This window comes from Aestuariimicrobium sp. Y1814, assembly GCF_050113895.1.
Taxonomy (GTDB): Bacteria; Actinomycetota; Actinomycetes; order Propionibacteriales; family Propionibacteriaceae; genus Aestuariimicrobium.
In genome coordinates this window covers 1-15,215 of the sequence record NZ_JBNJRW010000001.1, presented here as the reverse complement: position 1 = coordinate 15,215, position 15,215 = coordinate 1, and the positions used below count along the sequence as shown (strand labels likewise).

13 protein-coding genes and 1 tRNA gene are annotated in these 15,215 nt (G+C 69.4%); 8 read left to right on the top strand and 6 right to left on the bottom strand.

The window, feature by feature from the left end; all coding sequences use genetic code 11:
* Position 1 precedes the first annotated feature (1 nt).
* The gene (locus tag ACQE3C_RS00070; RefSeq protein ID WP_434537153.1) at positions 2-1,525 is read right to left on the bottom strand and encodes an ABC transporter substrate-binding protein; all 1,524 of its coding nucleotides are present in this window, start codon (positions 1,523-1,525) and stop codon (positions 2-4) included.
* Between the two features lie 162 nt (positions 1,526-1,687).
* On the opposite strand from ACQE3C_RS00070, the gene ACQE3C_RS00065 reads away from it, so the two are divergent.
* Positions 1,688-1,761: transfer RNA gene (locus tag ACQE3C_RS00065), tRNA-Met, on the top strand.
* A 222-nt stretch (positions 1,762-1,983) separates the two neighbouring features.
* Here the strand turns inward: ACQE3C_RS00065 and ACQE3C_RS00060 are convergent.
* Positions 1,984-2,721 (bottom strand): TetR/AcrR family transcriptional regulator, encoded by a 738-nt coding sequence (locus tag ACQE3C_RS00060; RefSeq protein WP_434537152.1) that lies wholly within the window; start codon positions 2,719-2,721, stop codon positions 1,984-1,986.
* A gap of 67 nt (positions 2,722-2,788) precedes the next feature.
* On the opposite strand from ACQE3C_RS00060, the gene ACQE3C_RS00055 reads away from it, so the two are divergent.
* Both ACQE3C_RS00055 and ACQE3C_RS00050 read left to right on the top strand, forming a co-directional pair.
* A complete protein-coding gene (locus ACQE3C_RS00055) occupies positions 2,789-3,169 on the top strand; it encodes a VOC family protein (RefSeq protein ID WP_434537151.1) in 381 nt (126 codons plus the stop codon).
* 82 nt (positions 3,170-3,251) lie between these two features.
* Positions 3,252-4,388: a TY-Chap domain-containing protein gene (locus tag ACQE3C_RS00050; RefSeq protein ID WP_434537150.1), complete on the top strand. Its 1,137-nt coding sequence runs from the start codon at positions 3,252-3,254 to the stop codon at positions 4,386-4,388.
* 37 nt (positions 4,389-4,425) lie between these two features.
* Here the strand turns inward: ACQE3C_RS00050 and ACQE3C_RS00045 are convergent, their stop codons facing one another.
* Positions 4,426-4,665: a hypothetical protein gene (locus ACQE3C_RS00045; RefSeq protein WP_434537149.1), complete on the bottom strand. Its 240-nt coding sequence runs from the start codon at positions 4,663-4,665 to the stop codon at positions 4,426-4,428.
* A 147-nt stretch (positions 4,666-4,812) separates the two neighbouring features.
* Here ACQE3C_RS00045 and ACQE3C_RS00040 point away from each other — a divergent pair, with 147 nt between their 5' ends.
* Entirely contained in the window at positions 4,813-6,087 is a 1,275-nt protein-coding gene (locus tag ACQE3C_RS00040; RefSeq protein WP_434537560.1) for a M16 family metallopeptidase, read from the top strand.
* Positions 6,084-7,466 (top strand): M16 family metallopeptidase, encoded by a 1,383-nt coding sequence (locus tag ACQE3C_RS00035; RefSeq protein ID WP_434537148.1) that lies wholly within the window; start codon positions 6,084-6,086, stop codon positions 7,464-7,466. The genes ACQE3C_RS00040 and ACQE3C_RS00035 overlap by 4 nt, the downstream gene beginning before the upstream one ends.
* 11 nt (positions 7,467-7,477) lie before the next feature.
* On the opposite strand, the gene ACQE3C_RS00030 is transcribed toward ACQE3C_RS00035, so the two are convergent.
* Genes ACQE3C_RS00030 through ACQE3C_RS00020 form a run of 3 tightly spaced genes read right to left on the bottom strand, consistent with a single transcriptional unit; the run spans position 7,478 to position 12,035 of the window.
* Positions 7,478-10,378, bottom strand: a complete 2,901-nt coding sequence (locus ACQE3C_RS00030; RefSeq protein ID WP_434537147.1) for a UPF0182 family membrane protein — start codon at positions 10,376-10,378, stop codon at positions 7,478-7,480.
* The gene (locus tag ACQE3C_RS00025; protein ID WP_434537559.1) at positions 10,375-10,899 is read right to left on the bottom strand and encodes a PPA1309 family protein; all 525 of its coding nucleotides are present in this window, start codon (positions 10,897-10,899) and stop codon (positions 10,375-10,377) included. Before ACQE3C_RS00025 ends, ACQE3C_RS00030 begins: the two co-directional genes overlap by 4 nt.
* Positions 10,893-12,035 carry a YlbL family protein gene (locus ACQE3C_RS00020; protein ID WP_434537146.1) on the bottom strand — a complete coding sequence of 381 codons (1,143 nt, stop codon included), beginning with the start codon at positions 12,033-12,035 and terminating at the stop codon, positions 10,893-10,895. The genes ACQE3C_RS00025 and ACQE3C_RS00020 overlap by 7 nt, the downstream gene beginning before the upstream one ends.
* Before the next feature lie 186 nt (positions 12,036-12,221).
* On the opposite strand from ACQE3C_RS00020, the gene ACQE3C_RS00015 reads away from it, so the two are divergent.
* The 3 genes from ACQE3C_RS00015 to ACQE3C_RS00005 all read left to right on the top strand — a co-directional run bounded on the left by ACQE3C_RS00015 (position 12,222) and on the right by ACQE3C_RS00005 (position 15,031).
* Positions 12,222-13,652 carry a zinc-dependent metalloprotease gene (locus ACQE3C_RS00015; RefSeq protein ID WP_434537145.1) on the top strand — a complete coding sequence of 477 codons (1,431 nt, stop codon included), beginning with the start codon at positions 12,222-12,224 and terminating at the stop codon, positions 13,650-13,652.
* A gap of 263 nt (positions 13,653-13,915) precedes the next feature.
* Positions 13,916-14,077, top strand: a complete 162-nt coding sequence (locus ACQE3C_RS00010; RefSeq protein WP_370590237.1) for a DUF5679 domain-containing protein — start codon at positions 13,916-13,918, stop codon at positions 14,075-14,077.
* A gap of 198 nt (positions 14,078-14,275) precedes the next feature.
* Positions 14,276-15,031, top strand: a complete 756-nt coding sequence (locus tag ACQE3C_RS00005; protein ID WP_434537144.1) for a hypothetical protein — start codon at positions 14,276-14,278, stop codon at positions 15,029-15,031.
* Positions 15,032-15,215 lie beyond the last annotated feature (184 nt).

The window sequence follows — 15,215 nt, the reverse complement described above, 5'->3', positions numbered from 1 at the left end:
CTCAGCTGGACCGGGTGGCCACGGAGGTCAGGTCGAAGCTCAGCGAGGGGACGTTGTTGCCGATGCCGCTGACCCTGTTCTTGGTGATCACCAGGCTGGGCAGCAGGAACAGGAAGTCCGCCGCGGCGTCCTCGGCCAGGATCCTGGCGGCCTGCTTCATCAACTCGTAGCCCTGCTGCTCGTCGGCCTCGTCCGCCTCGGCAACCAGACGCTGGAAGTCGGGGTTGTCGTACTTCCAGTAGTAGTCCTTGTTGGCCCAGGCCACGATGTCGCGCGCCTCGACGTGGGCGACGATGGTCATGTCGTACTGGGCGTTGATGAACACCTCGTTGATCCACCGGGTGAAGTCGATCTCTTCGACGTTGACGGTGATGCCGACATCGTTGAGCTGGCTCTGGATCACGGTGGCAGCACCCGGGCCGTAGGGCAGGGTCGGCACGCGCAGGTTGAGGGTCAACCCGGTCGCGTGACCGGCCTCGGCCAGCAGTTCGCGGGCCCGCTCGGGGTCGAACGGGTAGGTGCCCGACAGGTCTTCGTACCAGGGGTCGCTGGGCGGCACCATCGAGCCGATCATCTGGCCCTTGCCGCCCCACACGGTGTCGACCAGGCCCTGCCGGTCGATGGCGTGGTTGATGGCCTGGCGCACCTGCTTCTTGGCCAGCGCCTCGTTGGTGTGGTTGAACCCGAGGACGACCTCACCGGTGGAGTAGCCCTCCAGGACGGTGAAGCGGTCCTCACCGAACTGGTCGAGCGCCTGGGGTGCGGCCAGGTTGGAGATGATGTCCAGGTCGCCCGACAGCATGGCGGAGTTCATCGCGTTCGGGTCGGTGAAGTAGCGGAAGACGATGGTGTCGACCCGCTGCGGCGTGCCCCAGTAGGACTCATTGCGCTTCAGCGTGATGGAGGTGCCCCGCTGGTGGCTGTCGAAGGCGAAGGGGCCCGAGCCCATCGGCCGGTCGGCCATGGTGTCCTGGCCGGCCGGGTCGATCAGGATGCCGGCGGTCGAGGACATGTCGTAGAGCCACAGCAGGCTGGGGGCGTTCAGGGTGATGATGACGGTGTGGTCGCCCTCGGCCGCGACCGAGGCGATCTGGCCCATCGCGCGGGCAACCCCGGTGTTGGGGCTCTCGGCGGCGCGCAGGAACTCGATGCTGGAGACCACGGCGGCCGCGTCCAGCGGGGTGCCGCTGGCGAAGGTGGCCTGCTCGTGGAGGGTGAAGCGGTAGGTGAGCCGGTCGTCCGAGATGGTCCAGGCCGAGGCCACCAGCGGGCGCAGGTCACCGTTGTTGTCGACCTTCACCAGGGTCTCGTAGACGTTGTACAGCAGCACCTGCGGGATCGCGGCCTGGGCATTGGCGATCGGGTCGAGGACCTGTGGTTCGTCGGACGCACCCACGGTGATTTGGCGGCTGCCCTCGGGCGTCTGCCCGGGCAGGTCGTTGTCCAGGCAGCCCGCCAACAGTGGCACCGTCGCCGCGGCGCCGGTCAGACCGAGCAGGTGTCGTCGGTTCAGTTCCAGGGGCATCTCGTTCTCCCAGGTGTTCGGAGGACCATTGTGACGGCCCCGTCCATGACGCACCGAAGTCTAGCGGGGCAGGCTGAATCGGGCCTGAGCGGCGCGGTTCGCCGCTGGCGAACCCGCTCGATTTTGGCTTCTCGAGCAGGTCGGGTAATGTAGTTCGAGCAACGCGGGGTGGAGCAGCTCGGTAGCTCGCCGGGCTCATAACCCGGAGGTCACAGGTTCAAATCCTGTCCCCGCTACTCCACGAAGAGGCCCTGACCAGCGGAAACGCCGGTCAGGGCCTCTTGTCATGTGCGGGTTTGGTGGGTTGTGTGGGGCCCAGACCTGGTGGGCAGCCGCCGGACCTGCACTCTTTGCGTGGGAGCAAGGAATACTCCTCGTCCGGGTGGGGCGGGGCGCATTCGTTGCTGTGGTGCAAGGAATACAGGTCGGACGATGGCGAGGCCCGACCCAGCGCCGCCTCAGCCGTCCCCCGGGGCCTCGCCCAGGGTCAACGCCTCCAGCCCGGCGATCACTCGCACCAGGCCGAACTCCCATGCCCGGGCCGCATCCGAGGGCGCTCCCATGGCCTCGCCGGCGACCCGGCCGACACGCTGCGCCAACGGGTGGTCCTCGCCCAGGTAGTTCGCCAGTGAGTCCACCGACTCCCGCCAGACGTGGGTGAAGTCCCCGCCCGGGCCTCGCAGCAGCCGGGCGGCCGAAGCCCGGACGAAGTCGAGCACGAAGCTCAGCGACGCATCCCTGTCCAGGTCGGCCAGCCCTGCCGCCTCGAAGGCGAGCAGTTCGTGGTCGTACTTGGCGATGGTGCCCGGCCCCAGCGCCGTGCGGGGGTCCTCCACCTCCAGCAGCCAGGGGTGTTCGGTGAACAGCGCCAGGTTGTCCTGCGCCACCTGCCTGACCCGTGCCTGCCACCCGGTGGACCCGAAGGGGGTCAGCCGCAACGTCGCGTGGGCGTGGTCGGCCATCAGCACGAGCAGGTCGTCCCGGCTGTTGACATAGGTGTAGACCGACATCCCGGTGACCCCCAGGGACTGGCCCAGGGTGCGGATCGTCACCGCCGCCAGCCCCCCGTCGTCCGCCATGGCCACGGCCCGTTCGACCACCTGCCCGGTCCCCAGCCGTGCCCGTGGCCCCCGACTGCCGCCGGCGGGCGCCAGCGGGTGGTCACGCCACAACAGGTCGACCAGTGGACGGGGCACGCGGGGACCTCCTCTTGAAACGTAGCGCTACTCTTTACATCGTCAATAGTTTAGTCAGGAGCACCGCATGAACATCACCCAGACTGCCATCTCGCTGAACGTGGCCGACGTCCAGGCCTCGGCCGCCTTCGCGAAGACCCACTTCGGCTATAAGGAGGCGATGGCTGCCGACGGGTTCGTCTCGTTGCAGCACCCCGCCACCACCACGAACCTGATCTTCCTGCAGACCGGGCTGGACACCTTCAAGCCCGCCGACATCGCCGGTGCGGCCGGGCAGGGGCTGCTGCTCGTGTTCGTCGTCGAGGACCTGGACGAGCAGTTCGCACGCCTGGAGGCTGCCGGTGCGCGCGTGGTCACCCCGCCCGAGACCGAGGAATGGGGTGAACGGTTCTGCCAGTTCGCCGACCCGAACGGCATCGTGTGGCAGTTGGTCGAGTGGGTCGCCTGAGCCCGCCCTGCCCCCAGCCGCACCACAAGTTTTGTCGGTACCCGGCCGTAACGTGGAAGAACGGTGACAGGGAGGGGTCGAGATGGACACTGGGGTCAACGCCGCATCGTCGGCATCGGAGGGGTTCGACGTCTGGATGGACGCCGATTGGCGCGGTTTCCGCGCCGCACTCGCGGACTCACTGGCGCAGTTGCAGCCGGGTGAGAGCGCCATGGTCCGGGCCCGGCAGGGCATGGCCTTTGGCTACGAGTTCATCTGGTCAGCCGTGAGGCGCGGGACCGACACGATGATCGCCACGGTGCCGAGCAATACCTACCTCCCCGACGTCCTGCGCATGTCGCGCGAGCACATGGCCGGGCTGCGGGGGCTGGGGCTGCGCCGGGCCCACTCGGGCGCCGACTACACCTGCGAGTTCCCTGCAGCCCAGGTTGACCGGGCGGCCACGATCCTGCTGGCCGCGATGCGGGAATGCTTCGGGGTGCTGCACCCGAGCTGCCTGGAGGTGACCGGTGTGACCCTCGAAGGCGCCGACGATGGCGGGGCCCGGGAGGCTTCCCCCATCCCGCTGGGCGTGCTGCCGACCGACCACCGGCACCTGACCGGGTTGGTGTCAGCTGCCCTGGCTGAGCTGCCCGAGAGGCTGGAGGTCCTCCGCACGGACCAGGGTTGGCTGGTGTGCAACGACGAGTCCATGACCACGGTCTCGATCAGTCCACAGGCACCGGTGGTGGTGCTGCGCTCGGCGGTGCTGCGCAGTGTCGAACGACCCAACCTGGCCCACCAGCAGGTCAACCGACTCAACAAGGCCCACGGTGGCATCACCTTCACCTTTGCCGACGATGCCCTGATGGCCGAGGTGCAGTTGTTCTCCTACCCCTTCGCCGCGCTCCACCTGCTGACGACGCTGCCGCGGCTGCTGGAGGTCACCGCCGAGGCAGCCCGCCACCTGCTGCCACGCATCGGCGGGGAATCGTTCGCCAGCATCCCGGTCGACGAGCCCCGCGCCGAGGTGCTGGCCCGGAGCCTGGTCATGCTGCTGGCCGCAGGGACGGTCAGCACCAAGCAGGTGGCGGGGTTGTGTGAGCACGACCCGGCGCTGGTGAAGGCCGTCATGGAGCAGATCGGCGACGACGATGCCGACTGGCAGGGGCTGGAGGCCCAGGCCGGCAAGGCGCTGGCGCTGCTGCGCCGCGCACTGCGACTGGTCTCCACCGAGTAGGTCCCGGCAGCCCCGGGCGGCGCGGGTCGGGCAGGCCTTATTCGGTCTGGTCGACCTGCGCCGCCAGGCTCGCCACGTCCGCCTCGCGGCTCAGCAGGGCGATCGTGAGCTGGGCGATCAGCTCACGCTCGCTGGCACCCTTGGCAAGTGCCTCCAGGACAGGCCCGCTCTTCAGGTTCCCGACACGCGCCACATCGCGGGCGTCGAAGGCGCGACCGTCAACCTCGACGGTGACGATTCCGGTGCTGTCGTCATAGTTGTAGTCAATGCTCGTCATGACGAAAGGCTACGGCGACCACGGGCGCCGGTGTGCGTTTCACCGACAACCCCACCGGCCACCCGTCCGGCTCCAACTGGCCGGGCCGTTGCCCCGCTAGGCTGGCCGGACCCACCCGGCAGCTAGGACCCCATGACCGAGATCTCCATGACCGACCCCGTCAGCTACGAACTGGTCGAACACACCCTCGACAACGGCCTTCACCTGGTGGTCAACCCCGACCCGGTGGCACCGGGGGTGGCGGTGAACCTCTGGTACCAGGTCGGCTCCCGCGACGAGGCGGTCGGCCGCACCGGCTTCGCCCACTTGTTCGAGCACCTGATGTTCCAGGGCACCTGGACCGGCGTCGCCTCCGGGGAACACCTCGCCGCGATCCAGGCCGCCGGCGGCACCGCCAACGCGACCACCAGTTTCGACCGGACGAACTACTTCGAGACCGTCCACCCGGGTGCGCTCGAGCTCGCGCTGTGGCTGGAGGCCCAACGCATGGAACACCTGCTGGTCGACCAGACCAACCTCGACACCCAGCGTGACGTGGTCAAGGAGGAGAAGCGCCAGCGCTACGACAACGTGCCCTACGGTGAGACCCTGCTGGAGCTGTTCGAGCTGGCCTACCCCACCGACCACCCCTACGGCCACACACCCATCGGGTCGATGGCCGACCTGGACGCCGCCGCACTCGAAGACGTGCAGGCCTTCCACGACCTGCACTACTCCCCCGACAACGCCACCCTCGTACTGGCCGGGGCCATCACCCTCGACCAGGCTGTCGAGGTCACCACCCGCCACTTCGGCGCCATCCCGGCCACCGACCGACCCCGGCGTGAGGCCCCCGGCGAGCTGCCCACCTTCGTGGGCAACCCCACCACGACCCTCGAGCGCGACGTCCCCCGCGACGCCACCCACCTGGTCTGGCGCATCCCGACGATGGACCACCCCGACACCTTCGCCATCGACCTGGCCCTCGACATCCTGGGGCAGGGCCAGTCCGGACGCTGGCACCGCGACCTGGTCATGAAGCGTGACCTCGCCGAGGGGGTCAGCGCCGGCACCATGGGGCTGGCCGGGGCCAGCAACATCGCCCTGGTCAGTTCACGCACCCGTGAGGGGCGCTCCACCGACGAACTGGACGACGCGGTCCTCGCGCACCTCGACGTGCTGGCCGCGCAGGGCCCCAGCGAGGAGGAGATGCAGCGGGTGATGGCCCAGTTGGAACGCTCCATGCTGACCCAGCTCGCGAGCATCGACTCCCGCGCCGACGAGGTCAACCAGTGGGCCAGCCTCACCGGGGACCCGAGCCGACTCAACCGCATCCTGTCCGAATACGCCGCCATCACCCCCGAACAGGTGCAGACCGCCGCCCGCACGTGGCTGTCCCCCGACGCCCGCGCCACCCTCGCGTTCCGGAAGGAAACCCGATGAGCGAATCGACCACCACCCCGCTGCAGTCCCGGGTGCCCCGCCCCCAGGTCGTCCACGCCAGCGGCTGGCGCTTCCCGCTGCCCCGCGTCGAGACCCTCGACAACGGTCTGCAGGTGTGGGCCTACCACCTGCCGGGCCAGCATGTGGCAGCCATGGACCTGGTCCAGCCGATCGCCCTCGACGTCGAGGACCGGGAACGCGAAGGCGTGGCCAACCTGGCCCTTCGAGTCAGCGACGAGGGCACCCTCGCCCACCCCGCGGGCCGGATCTCCGAACTGCTCGAGGGGGTCGGCGCCGCCTTCGACGGCCGCTGCACCCACGCCACCACCACCGCCAGCCTCGACGTGCCCATGACCCGGTTCGAGGCCGCGCTGCCGCTGTTCACCGAGATCATCACCACCCCGGCGATCAGCGCCGACGACGTGGAACGCCACCAGACCCTGCGCATCGCCGAACTGGAACAGGCCCTGGTCAACGGCGCGCAGAGCGCCAATATGGCGGTGCGGGCGCTGCGCTGGGCGCCGGGCAGCCGCGCCAGCCGACTGGTGGGTGGCAACCGGGCCGGCGTCGAGGCCATCACCACCGAGGACGTCCGCGACTTCCACGCCGAGCACTGGGGCCCCCACGGCAGTGTGCTGGTGGTGGCCGGGGACTTCGCCCGCGACCCGTTCGACCAGCTCAACAAGACCCTGGGCAGCTGGGCCGACACCGGCAGCCCCCGTATCGAACCCTCGATCGACCAGTTCGCCGAACCCGGCAGCACCCGGACGATCACCCTGGTGGACCGGCCGGGCGCGGTGCAGATCGACCTGCGGGTGGCCGGCATCGGCGTCGACCGTCATGACCCCGACTGGGCCGCGCTGCAGGTGGCCAGTGTCGCGGTGGGCGGATCGTTCCTGTCCCGGTTGAACAAGGTGATCCGTGAGGAACTCGGCTACACCTACGGCATCCACCTCACCGCCCAGCCCCAGCGCTCCGGCGGCACCTGGACCGTCTCGGCGAACATCCGCACCGAGGTCGCGGTGCCGGCGATTGACGAGACCCTGCGGCTGCTCGACCTGTCCGACAACCCGCTGGACGCCGAGGAGACCGCAGACGCGATCAACCAGGTCGTCGGGGTGGCACCGCTGCACTACGACACCGCCGAGGCCATCGTCGGGCAGGCCTCGACCCTGGCAGCAGCCGGGGTCGATCCCGACCAGGTCAACCGCCACCACGACGCCCTGCGCCGGGTCACCCCGGAGTCGGCCACCGCGGCCCACCAGCGCCTGGTGGGCAACGGCCGCGGCCACGTGGTCGTCGTGGGTGACGCCGAGCAGCTCACCGGTCCGCTGCAGGACGCCGGCTACGAGGTGCGCACCCTCACCCTCGACGTGTAGCCCTCGTACAACTAGCGCTGCTTCTGCAGTTCGATGGCCGCGGCGACCTTGGCCCGAGCGTCAGCGATGTGCTTCTGGTACGTCGCCAGGTCGCCGGCCTTCAGCGCCTCGTCCGCGGCGGTGAACGACGCATCCGCCTCCCCCAGCAGCCTGCTGATCTCGGCGTCCACGTCCGAGGGCGGGTCGGTGTCGGGATCGGCATCCGGGTCGGTGTCGGTCTCCTCGTCGGTCTCGGCGCCGGAGTCACCACCGAAGACGGTGTCGAGGGCCTCCTGCAGGGTCTCCCCGATCCCGACGTGCTCCCCGAAACGCACGGCGACGAACTGCAGCGCCGGGTAGCCCGCCGTGCCGACCTGCCGCTCGGTGTAGATCGGCAGCACGTACAGCAGGCCGCCGCCCAGCGGCAGCGTCATCAGGTTGCCGTACATCGCGGTCGCCGAGCCCTGGTTGAGGAACGGTCTCAACCGCTCCGCCACCACGGGGTCGGTGGTGATCGCGTTCATGGTCTGCCCCGGCCCGGCGATCTGGTTCGTGTCGTCCATCTGCAGGATCCGGATCCTGCCGTAGTTCTCACTGGTGGCGTCGGCATTCACCGCCATGTACGCGCGCAGGTTCTGTCGTCCGCTCGGCACGAAGGTCGCGGTCTGGCTGTAGATCGGCTCGGGGTCATTGGGCCACTTGATCGACAGGTAGTACGGGGGCTCCTTGCCGCCGGCCTTGACCGGGTCGTCGGGCACCTCCCACACGTCGGAACCCTGCACCCAGGTCAGCGGGTTGGTGGTGTGGTAGCGGGTCAGCATGTTGCGCTGCACCTTGAACAGGTCCTGCGGGTAGCGCAGGTGCTGCAACAGTTCGGCCGGGATCGACGACTTCGACTCCATCACGTCGGGGAAGACCTTCATCCAGGTCTGCAGCACCGGCTCGTCCTCGTCCCACGCGTACAGCGTCACCGTCCCGTCGAGGGCGTCGACGACACCCTTGACCGAGTTGCGGATGTAGTTGATCGGCCGTTCCTGCTGCAGGCGCATCTGGTCGGAGACGGCGTCACTGGTGGCGGTGCGCAGGTCGGTGCGCTGGGAGTTCGGGAAGTTGGCGGTCGTGGTGTAGCCGTCCACGATCCACACCACTCGACCGTCGACCACTGCCGGGTAGGTGTCCTTGTCCCAGGTCAGCCACGGTGCGACCTGGCTGACCCGCTGGATGGGCTGGCGGTCGTAGAGGATCTTCGACTCCGAGTTGACCCGGTTCGACAGCAGCAGGTTGATGTCACCGAACCTGGCGGCGTAGCTGAGCCGGGTGATCGGGTTGCCGATGGCCACCCCGCCCTTGCCGTTGTAGGTGTTCTTGGTGGCATCCCCCTGGGTGCCGGTGGGCTGGTCGAACTCGACCGGCTCGGTGCCCTCGGGGGCACCCACCACCACATACTGGGTGGCGAGTTCCCCGAAGTAGATGCGGGGTTCGTGCTCGGGCAGCGGCCCGGTCGGCGGGATCCCCCCGGCGGCCCACACCGGCTCACCGCTGATCTGGGCCTGGTTGCCCATGGCCGCCACCAGCCCATAACCGTGGGTGTAGACGGTGTGCAGGTTGTTCCACGACTGGTCGGAGATCTTGTTGACGTCGACCTCACGGGCGGCCAGCACGATGTCGGTGGTCTTCGCGTCGATCAGGTAGCGGTCGACATCGAGCACGGTGGGGAACGAGTAGTAGCCGCGCACCTGCTGCAGGTGCTCGAAGGTGGGCCCGATCATCGAGGGGTCCATCAACCGGATGGCCGGCAGCGCGGCCGCATCGGCCTTCAGCTGGCCCGCGCTCACATCGGTCTGGGCGGTGTAGCCCTCTTCGATGTCGACCTGGTCGAGTGAATAGGCGAGCCGGGTCGCCTCCAGGTTGGCCCGGATGTAGGGCTGTTCACGGTCCTGCTCGGAGGGGCGCACCACGAACTGCTGCAGGCCCGCCGGGTAGAGCCCGCTGATCACCAGTGAGGTGACCAGCATGACCACGATCGACAGGCCCGCCAGTGACCAGCGGCGCACCTTCGCGTTGATGGCGAACAGTGCGGCGCACAGCAGTGCGATGACCACCATGATCAGCTTCGCCGTGGTGCGCGCATGGTGGTCGGTGTAGCCCATGCCCGTGAACATGCCCCCGCCGCCGATGGAGTAGCCGTAGCGGTCCAGCAGCTGCTGGGCCGCCCACACCACCAGCAGCAGCGCGAACAGGATCGACAGGTGGGTCTGGGCACCCGGGCTGAACGGCGAGGCGAGCGGACGAACCGGTCCCTGCCCCGTCAGCACCCGCGGGGTCATGCTCGACAGTGCCCCGACGACGAAGTGCAGGGCCAGTGCCATCAGCGTGGCGATGACCAGCGCGGTCAGCAGGAAGCTCGCCAGGAACCGCAGCCAGGGGTAGTCGAAGACGTAGAACGAGGCGTCCAGACCGGTCCACGGGTCGGCCACCCCGAACGAGGTGCCGTGGCGCCAGGCCAGGTACACCCAGGTCTGGGAGGCCGCGGCCAGGCCGGCGATCACGCCGGTGACGGCGGCGGGCACGGCCACCGCCACCCAGGTGCGCCGCTCGATCAACTCACGCGAGCGGGCGACCATGACCGACTCCGAGCGGCTGCGCACCTTGGGGCGCAGCCGCAGCGCCAGCCAGGCGTTGAACCCGACGATGGCGGCCATGATCAGGCCGAAGACGAAGAACAACATGATGGAGGTGCCCAGCCGGGTGGTGTACACCGAGGACATCTCGAGGCTGCGGAACCACAGCCAGTCGGTCCACAGCTGCGAGAACAGCAGGAAGGCTGCCACCAGCGCCAGCAGGCCCAGCAGCACCCAGCGCCACACCCTTCGTCCGGAGTTGGCCGGCTGCGGCCGCGAGGGTCGGGAAGCGAAACTGGCGAATGCACTCATGTCAGGGTCCCTGCTACTGCATCGATGAGCCCGGGGGCGAACGCCTCGCCGCCGAGCAGGTCGTCGGGGTGGGTGAGCAGTCGTCCGACCGCGTAGCGGGAGCCGTCCCGCAGCGCCCCGGCCACCACCCGGACGTCCTGGCGCTGCTCGTGCTGGGCCACGAACGCGGCGGCTTCCTCGGCGTCCTCGGGAATCGACTGCTCGTACTGGGGTGGCAGGAAACTGGTTTCGAGGGCGATGGCGCAGCCGTGCACACTGGCCGGCCAGGTCATCTTCTTCAGGACGGCCTCGAGGTCCTCACCGGTGCGGAAATCCTCCTGCTCGATCGAGCTGAGCGCATCCTCGTTGCCCTGGGCGAGGTGGGCGGCCAGCGACGGCTCATTGCGGATGAGCTCGTCGGTGCGCACCAGTGCGAACAACCGGCCCGGTTGGTCCCACCCCTGGCTGGTCACGTGGCGTTCGATCTCCATCAGGGCCGCGATCAATGCGTTCGTGCCCTCAGTCTGGTTCCCGCTCAACAGCGAGGCACCCCCGTCCCGTCCTTCGAAGTTTTCAGTTTCTGCAGTGCCCCGATCGCCTCGCGCAGCGTGTCGGCCTTCACCAGTTCCATCGAGGTCCTGATGCCGGCCACGTCCTGGCAGTTGTCGGCCGGGACGAGGAAGACCTGCGCACCGGCCTTCTCCGCCCCCCGGATCTTCTGCTGGATGCCGCCGATGGCCGTCACCTTGCCGGCGGGGGTGATCCCGCCGGTGCCGGCCACCCGCTGCCCACCGAGCAGGTCCTCCTCGGTGATCAGGTCGTAGATCGCCAACGCGAAGACCGCCCCGGCGCTCGGCCCACCGATGTTGGGGTCGATGCCGAAGGTGACACTGGCGTCGTAGCGGTATCCGACCCCCAGCCGGATCCCGATGTAGGGCTGCTGGGGGTTGTTGGGGGCAGCGACCGTGGTGACGGTCACCGTCTCCTCCTGCCCCCCGCGCTGCACGGTGAACACCACCGGTTCACCGACGCGGTGGCCCTGAATGCCGGCGGAGACGTCGTTGACGGTCTGCACCGCCTGGCCGTCGACCTTGGTGATCATGTCGCCGGGCTGCAGCCGGTTGAGGGCCGGCCCCGACAACGTGATGCCGACGACCATCGGCAGTTCACTGACGGGCTGCCCGGCGGCCCGCAGGGCGGCGACGACAGCATCGGACTGGGCGTCGCGCATCAGGGCAAGGTCCTGCGCCTTCACCTCCTCACCGGAGGTGCCCGGAGGGTAGACGACCTTGCGGGGCAGCACGTCACGGTGCGGCAGGGCATGGTTGAGCATCGCCTCGAGCAGGCCGATCCGGGAGTCCACCCGGGTCTGGGAAACGGTGGTCAGGCGCAGCTCCCCGTTGATGGGGGTGGTGGGCAGGCCCTCGACCTGCAGCGCCGGCACCCCGTTGCTGTCGCTCCCGGCCAGGTCGACCGTGCGGCCCGGCGTCCACCCGACGTAGGGCACCGGGACCACGGCCAGCACCAGCACCAGCACCACGAACACCGCCGAGGACAACACGGCGGTGACGGTCTGCTGGCTGACCGGCGTGCGGCGACGCGGGCTTTCCGGGGTCGGCGGGACAGCATCGGCGGGGCTGTGCCCCAGATCATGACGAACCGGTGGTCGGTCGCTCACGATGCCCCCTGTGCGCTGCTGGTCGCCTCGTCCCGACACGGCCTGTCGGTGCCTGCACCCTATCGCGTGGCCAAAGAAACCCGGTGGCAGGTTCGTCCGCCCGGCGGGGCCGGGGTTTGGCGTCCTAGGGTTGAATGGACCCCTAGAGGACACACGTGCCCGCACGGCACCCGAGGAGGAGCACCCATGTCGCACCCCGACCACGAGGACGATCGTCCCGAGGACGAGCCCGGTGACAACCAGGCCGGTGGTGGCCCCCAGGGTGGCCAGCCGCAGGACCCGTTCGCGGCGCTGCTGGGCCAACTCGGGCTGAACGTGCCCGGCGGTGGCCCGATCGACCTGGCCGCTCTGATGAACCAGTTGGGGGCGATGGCCCAGCAGGCCGGTGCCGGCACCGGTGGGGGCATCGGCTTCCAGGCCCCGGGCCAGGGCGGCGCCTCACCGGGTGACGAGTGGGCCTGGTTGAAGGACCAGGTCCGCAAGATGTCGGCCTCCCTGGGCCCCGACCCCACCCCGACCCAGGCCCAGCGCGCCCAGGTCACTGACAGCGCACGGCTGGCCGAGATGTGGCTGGACGAGGCGTGCGAGTTCCCGCCGGTGCGCAACCCGGCCGCGGTGTGGAGCCGCGCGGAATGGATCGAGGCCACCTTCGCGAGTTGGCGGCCGCTGGCCGACCCGGTGGTCACGGCCCTGGCCGAGGCGCTGGGCAAGGCCCCAGGCATGCATTCCGAACCGGGTGAGGACGACCCGCTCGCCATGATCACCAACATGCTGGCGCCGATGATGCGTGATGCCGCCCGACGCATGTACGCCCAGCAGTTCGCCCAGGCCTTGGCCACGTTGTCGAAGTCGGTGGTCTCGGCCTCCGACGTCGGGGTGCAGTTGGCCGAACCGCGGATCGCGATCCTGGCCAGCAACATCGAGGGCCAGTTCGGCGACCTGGACGTGCCCCAGGAGGACGTGCTGCTCTACCTCACCCTGCGTGAGGCCGCCCGCCAGCGGCTGTTTCAGTCGGTGGCGTGGCTGGGGCCGCAGCTGCAGGCGCTGGTCGAGCACTATGCCCGCGAAACCCGCATCGACCTGTCGGCCATTGAGAACGCCCTCGACCTGAGCGACCTCACCCAGCTCGACCCGGCCAAGCTGCAGCAGATCGGTGAACAGGTGCAGGGCAAGCTGTTCGACCCCGACCCCACCCCCGAGCAGGCCGAGGTGCTGGACCGGCTGCAGACCCTGCTGGCGCTGGTGGAGGGCTGGGTCGACCACGTCGTCCAGCGCGTCGCGGGCCGCTGGATGCCCGCCGAACCCGCACTGTTCGAGGCGTTCCGGCGCCGCCGCGGTGTCGGCGGCCCCAGCGAGGAGGTCTTCAAGGAACTGGTGGGCCTGGAACTGAAACCGCGCCGCATCCGCGACGCGGCGAACCTGTGGGCTGCCGTCGAGAACGCCAGGGGCCAGGCCGAACGTGACGGCCTGTGGGCCCACCCCGACATGCTGCCGACGGCCGCCGGCCTGGACGACCCGATGGGCTTTGCCTCCCCCCAGGGTGACGAAGACGTCGAACCGGACGAATGGGACCGCGGGTTGCAGCAGTTGCTGCGGGAAGAGGGCCGCGAAGACTGACCGTGAGCGGGGTGCCGGTGGGTGTTGACGCACCGGACACCCCGCCGCTACGGTGGTGCCAGCCCTCGGGTGGACTTGCGTGCAGGGGAAGGCATGCGAACCCCACCCGGGGGTCTTTTTCATGCCCCGGGTGGGCGCTCCCGGCGCGCCGCAGCGGGGAAAAGAGCGCGGTTACGCGTGAACTGGGTAGCATTGAGCGGTAGCGGAGACGCCTGCCCAGTTCGAACCGGGCGTTTCCGACCGGACCTATCAAGGAGGACAACGTGGCTGACGAGACCTACAAGGGTGAGTTCTACTGCGTGAAGTGCAAGCAGAAGCGCACCGCTGAGGGCAACGTCGTGGTCAACGACAAGGGCACCCGCATGGCCAAGGGCAAGTGCCCCGAGTGCGGGACCAACCTGAACCGCATTCTGGGTCGCGCCTGATCAAACCGTGTCGTCGAGGGGCTGGCTGCCAAGCCAGCCCCTTCGTCGTCCCCGGGGTCGGGGGCTCGGGAGCGGACTGTTGTCCGGACCGGCGCCGGTGTTGTCCCGAGTGGCGACAAGGTTGTCCGTTGGTGACCAGTCATTGTCCGTCCCGGCGAACCGCTTCCCTCCGGGCGAGCGGTGGTTTTGGCTGGTCGCATGCCTTCTCCCCCACTGCGCACTGACCGTTGGCGGCTGCACCACCAGGCCAGGCTGGAGTTCACCTCGGCGACCAGCCTCATCGTGACCTGCGCCGGGCGGCGCTGGCGCCTGCAGGGGTTGGGAAGCGCGGCCACGCGTTGGCTGGCCGGGCTGGGCACCTGGCCCCGGCCGGCGCCGCTGCCCGCTGACCAGCAGACCGCACGACTGGCCGGCTGGCTTCGCCAGCAGGGCCTGGCCACTGTGTCCTCCCCCACAACCCTGTTGGTCTCGAGGGGCTACTCCCACCTGCGCTCCCCGCTGGCGGCCCGGCTGCCGGTGACCCACCGCCGGCTGCCCCAGCCTGATGACCTGGCCGTGTTCGGGGGGTTGGTCGTCCTCGAGGACCGTGGGGTCGACCACGCGGCGGTCTGGGCGTTGCGCCGGGCCGGGGTGGCGCACATCGTGGTCCAGCTGGGGCCGGGCCTGGCCAGGGTGGGTTCCTTCCTGGACGAGCACGGCTGCGCCGGGTGCGTCGTGCTCGACTCCCCCGGTCTCGGACCGGCGCCGCAGTCGGATGAATCGGTCCCGTTGTGGATGGCTGACTGGGCGGCGATCCAGGTGGTGCTGGCGGCCCATCGTTGGGCTTGCGGGGTCGACCTCACCCCGGGCTGGTGGTGGCTGGATGGTCGCGGCCGCAGTGAACACTCCCCCGTCCCGGCCCACCCGGGCTGTGGGGTCGGCGCGGGGGCTGCCGACCCGCGGCTGGTGGCATGAGCACGGGCCCGCTGCGGTGGCAGCGGGCCCGTGGCTGGGCGCTCACTGGTTGACCATTGGGGTGGACGAGGCGAATCGTCTTGTCTGCACCCCGGGTCCATCGGGCCACTGCCAGGCTGAGCGAGTCGCCCTTCGGGGACGACCTGGCTGAGAGTTGCAGGGCTCGGTGGCCCGGGACGCGCAG

Coding starts and splice junctions, on each gene's coding strand:
- ACQE3C_RS00055 (WP_434537151.1), top strand. CDS start 2,789: ATGAACATCACCCAGACTGCCATCTCGCTGAACGTGGCCGACGTCCAG.
- ACQE3C_RS00030 (WP_434537147.1), bottom strand. CDS start 10,378: ATGAGTGCATTCGCCAGTTTCGCTTCCCGACCCTCGCGGCCGCAGCCG.
- ACQE3C_RS00070 (WP_434537153.1), bottom strand. CDS start 1,525: ATGCCCCTGGAACTGAACCGACGACACCTGCTCGGTCTGACCGGCGCC.
- ACQE3C_RS00015 (WP_434537145.1), top strand. CDS start 12,222: ATGTCGCACCCCGACCACGAGGACGATCGTCCCGAGGACGAGCCCGGT.
- ACQE3C_RS00040 (WP_434537560.1), top strand. CDS start 4,813: ATGACCGACCCCGTCAGCTACGAACTGGTCGAACACACCCTCGACAAC.
- ACQE3C_RS00050 (WP_434537150.1), top strand. CDS start 3,252: ATGGACACTGGGGTCAACGCCGCATCGTCGGCATCGGAGGGGTTCGAC.
- ACQE3C_RS00035 (WP_434537148.1), top strand. CDS start 6,084: ATGAGCGAATCGACCACCACCCCGCTGCAGTCCCGGGTGCCCCGCCCC.
- ACQE3C_RS00045 (WP_434537149.1), bottom strand. CDS start 4,665: ATGACGAGCATTGACTACAACTATGACGACAGCACCGGAATCGTCACC.
- ACQE3C_RS00005 (WP_434537144.1), top strand. CDS start 14,276: ATGCCTTCTCCCCCACTGCGCACTGACCGTTGGCGGCTGCACCACCAG.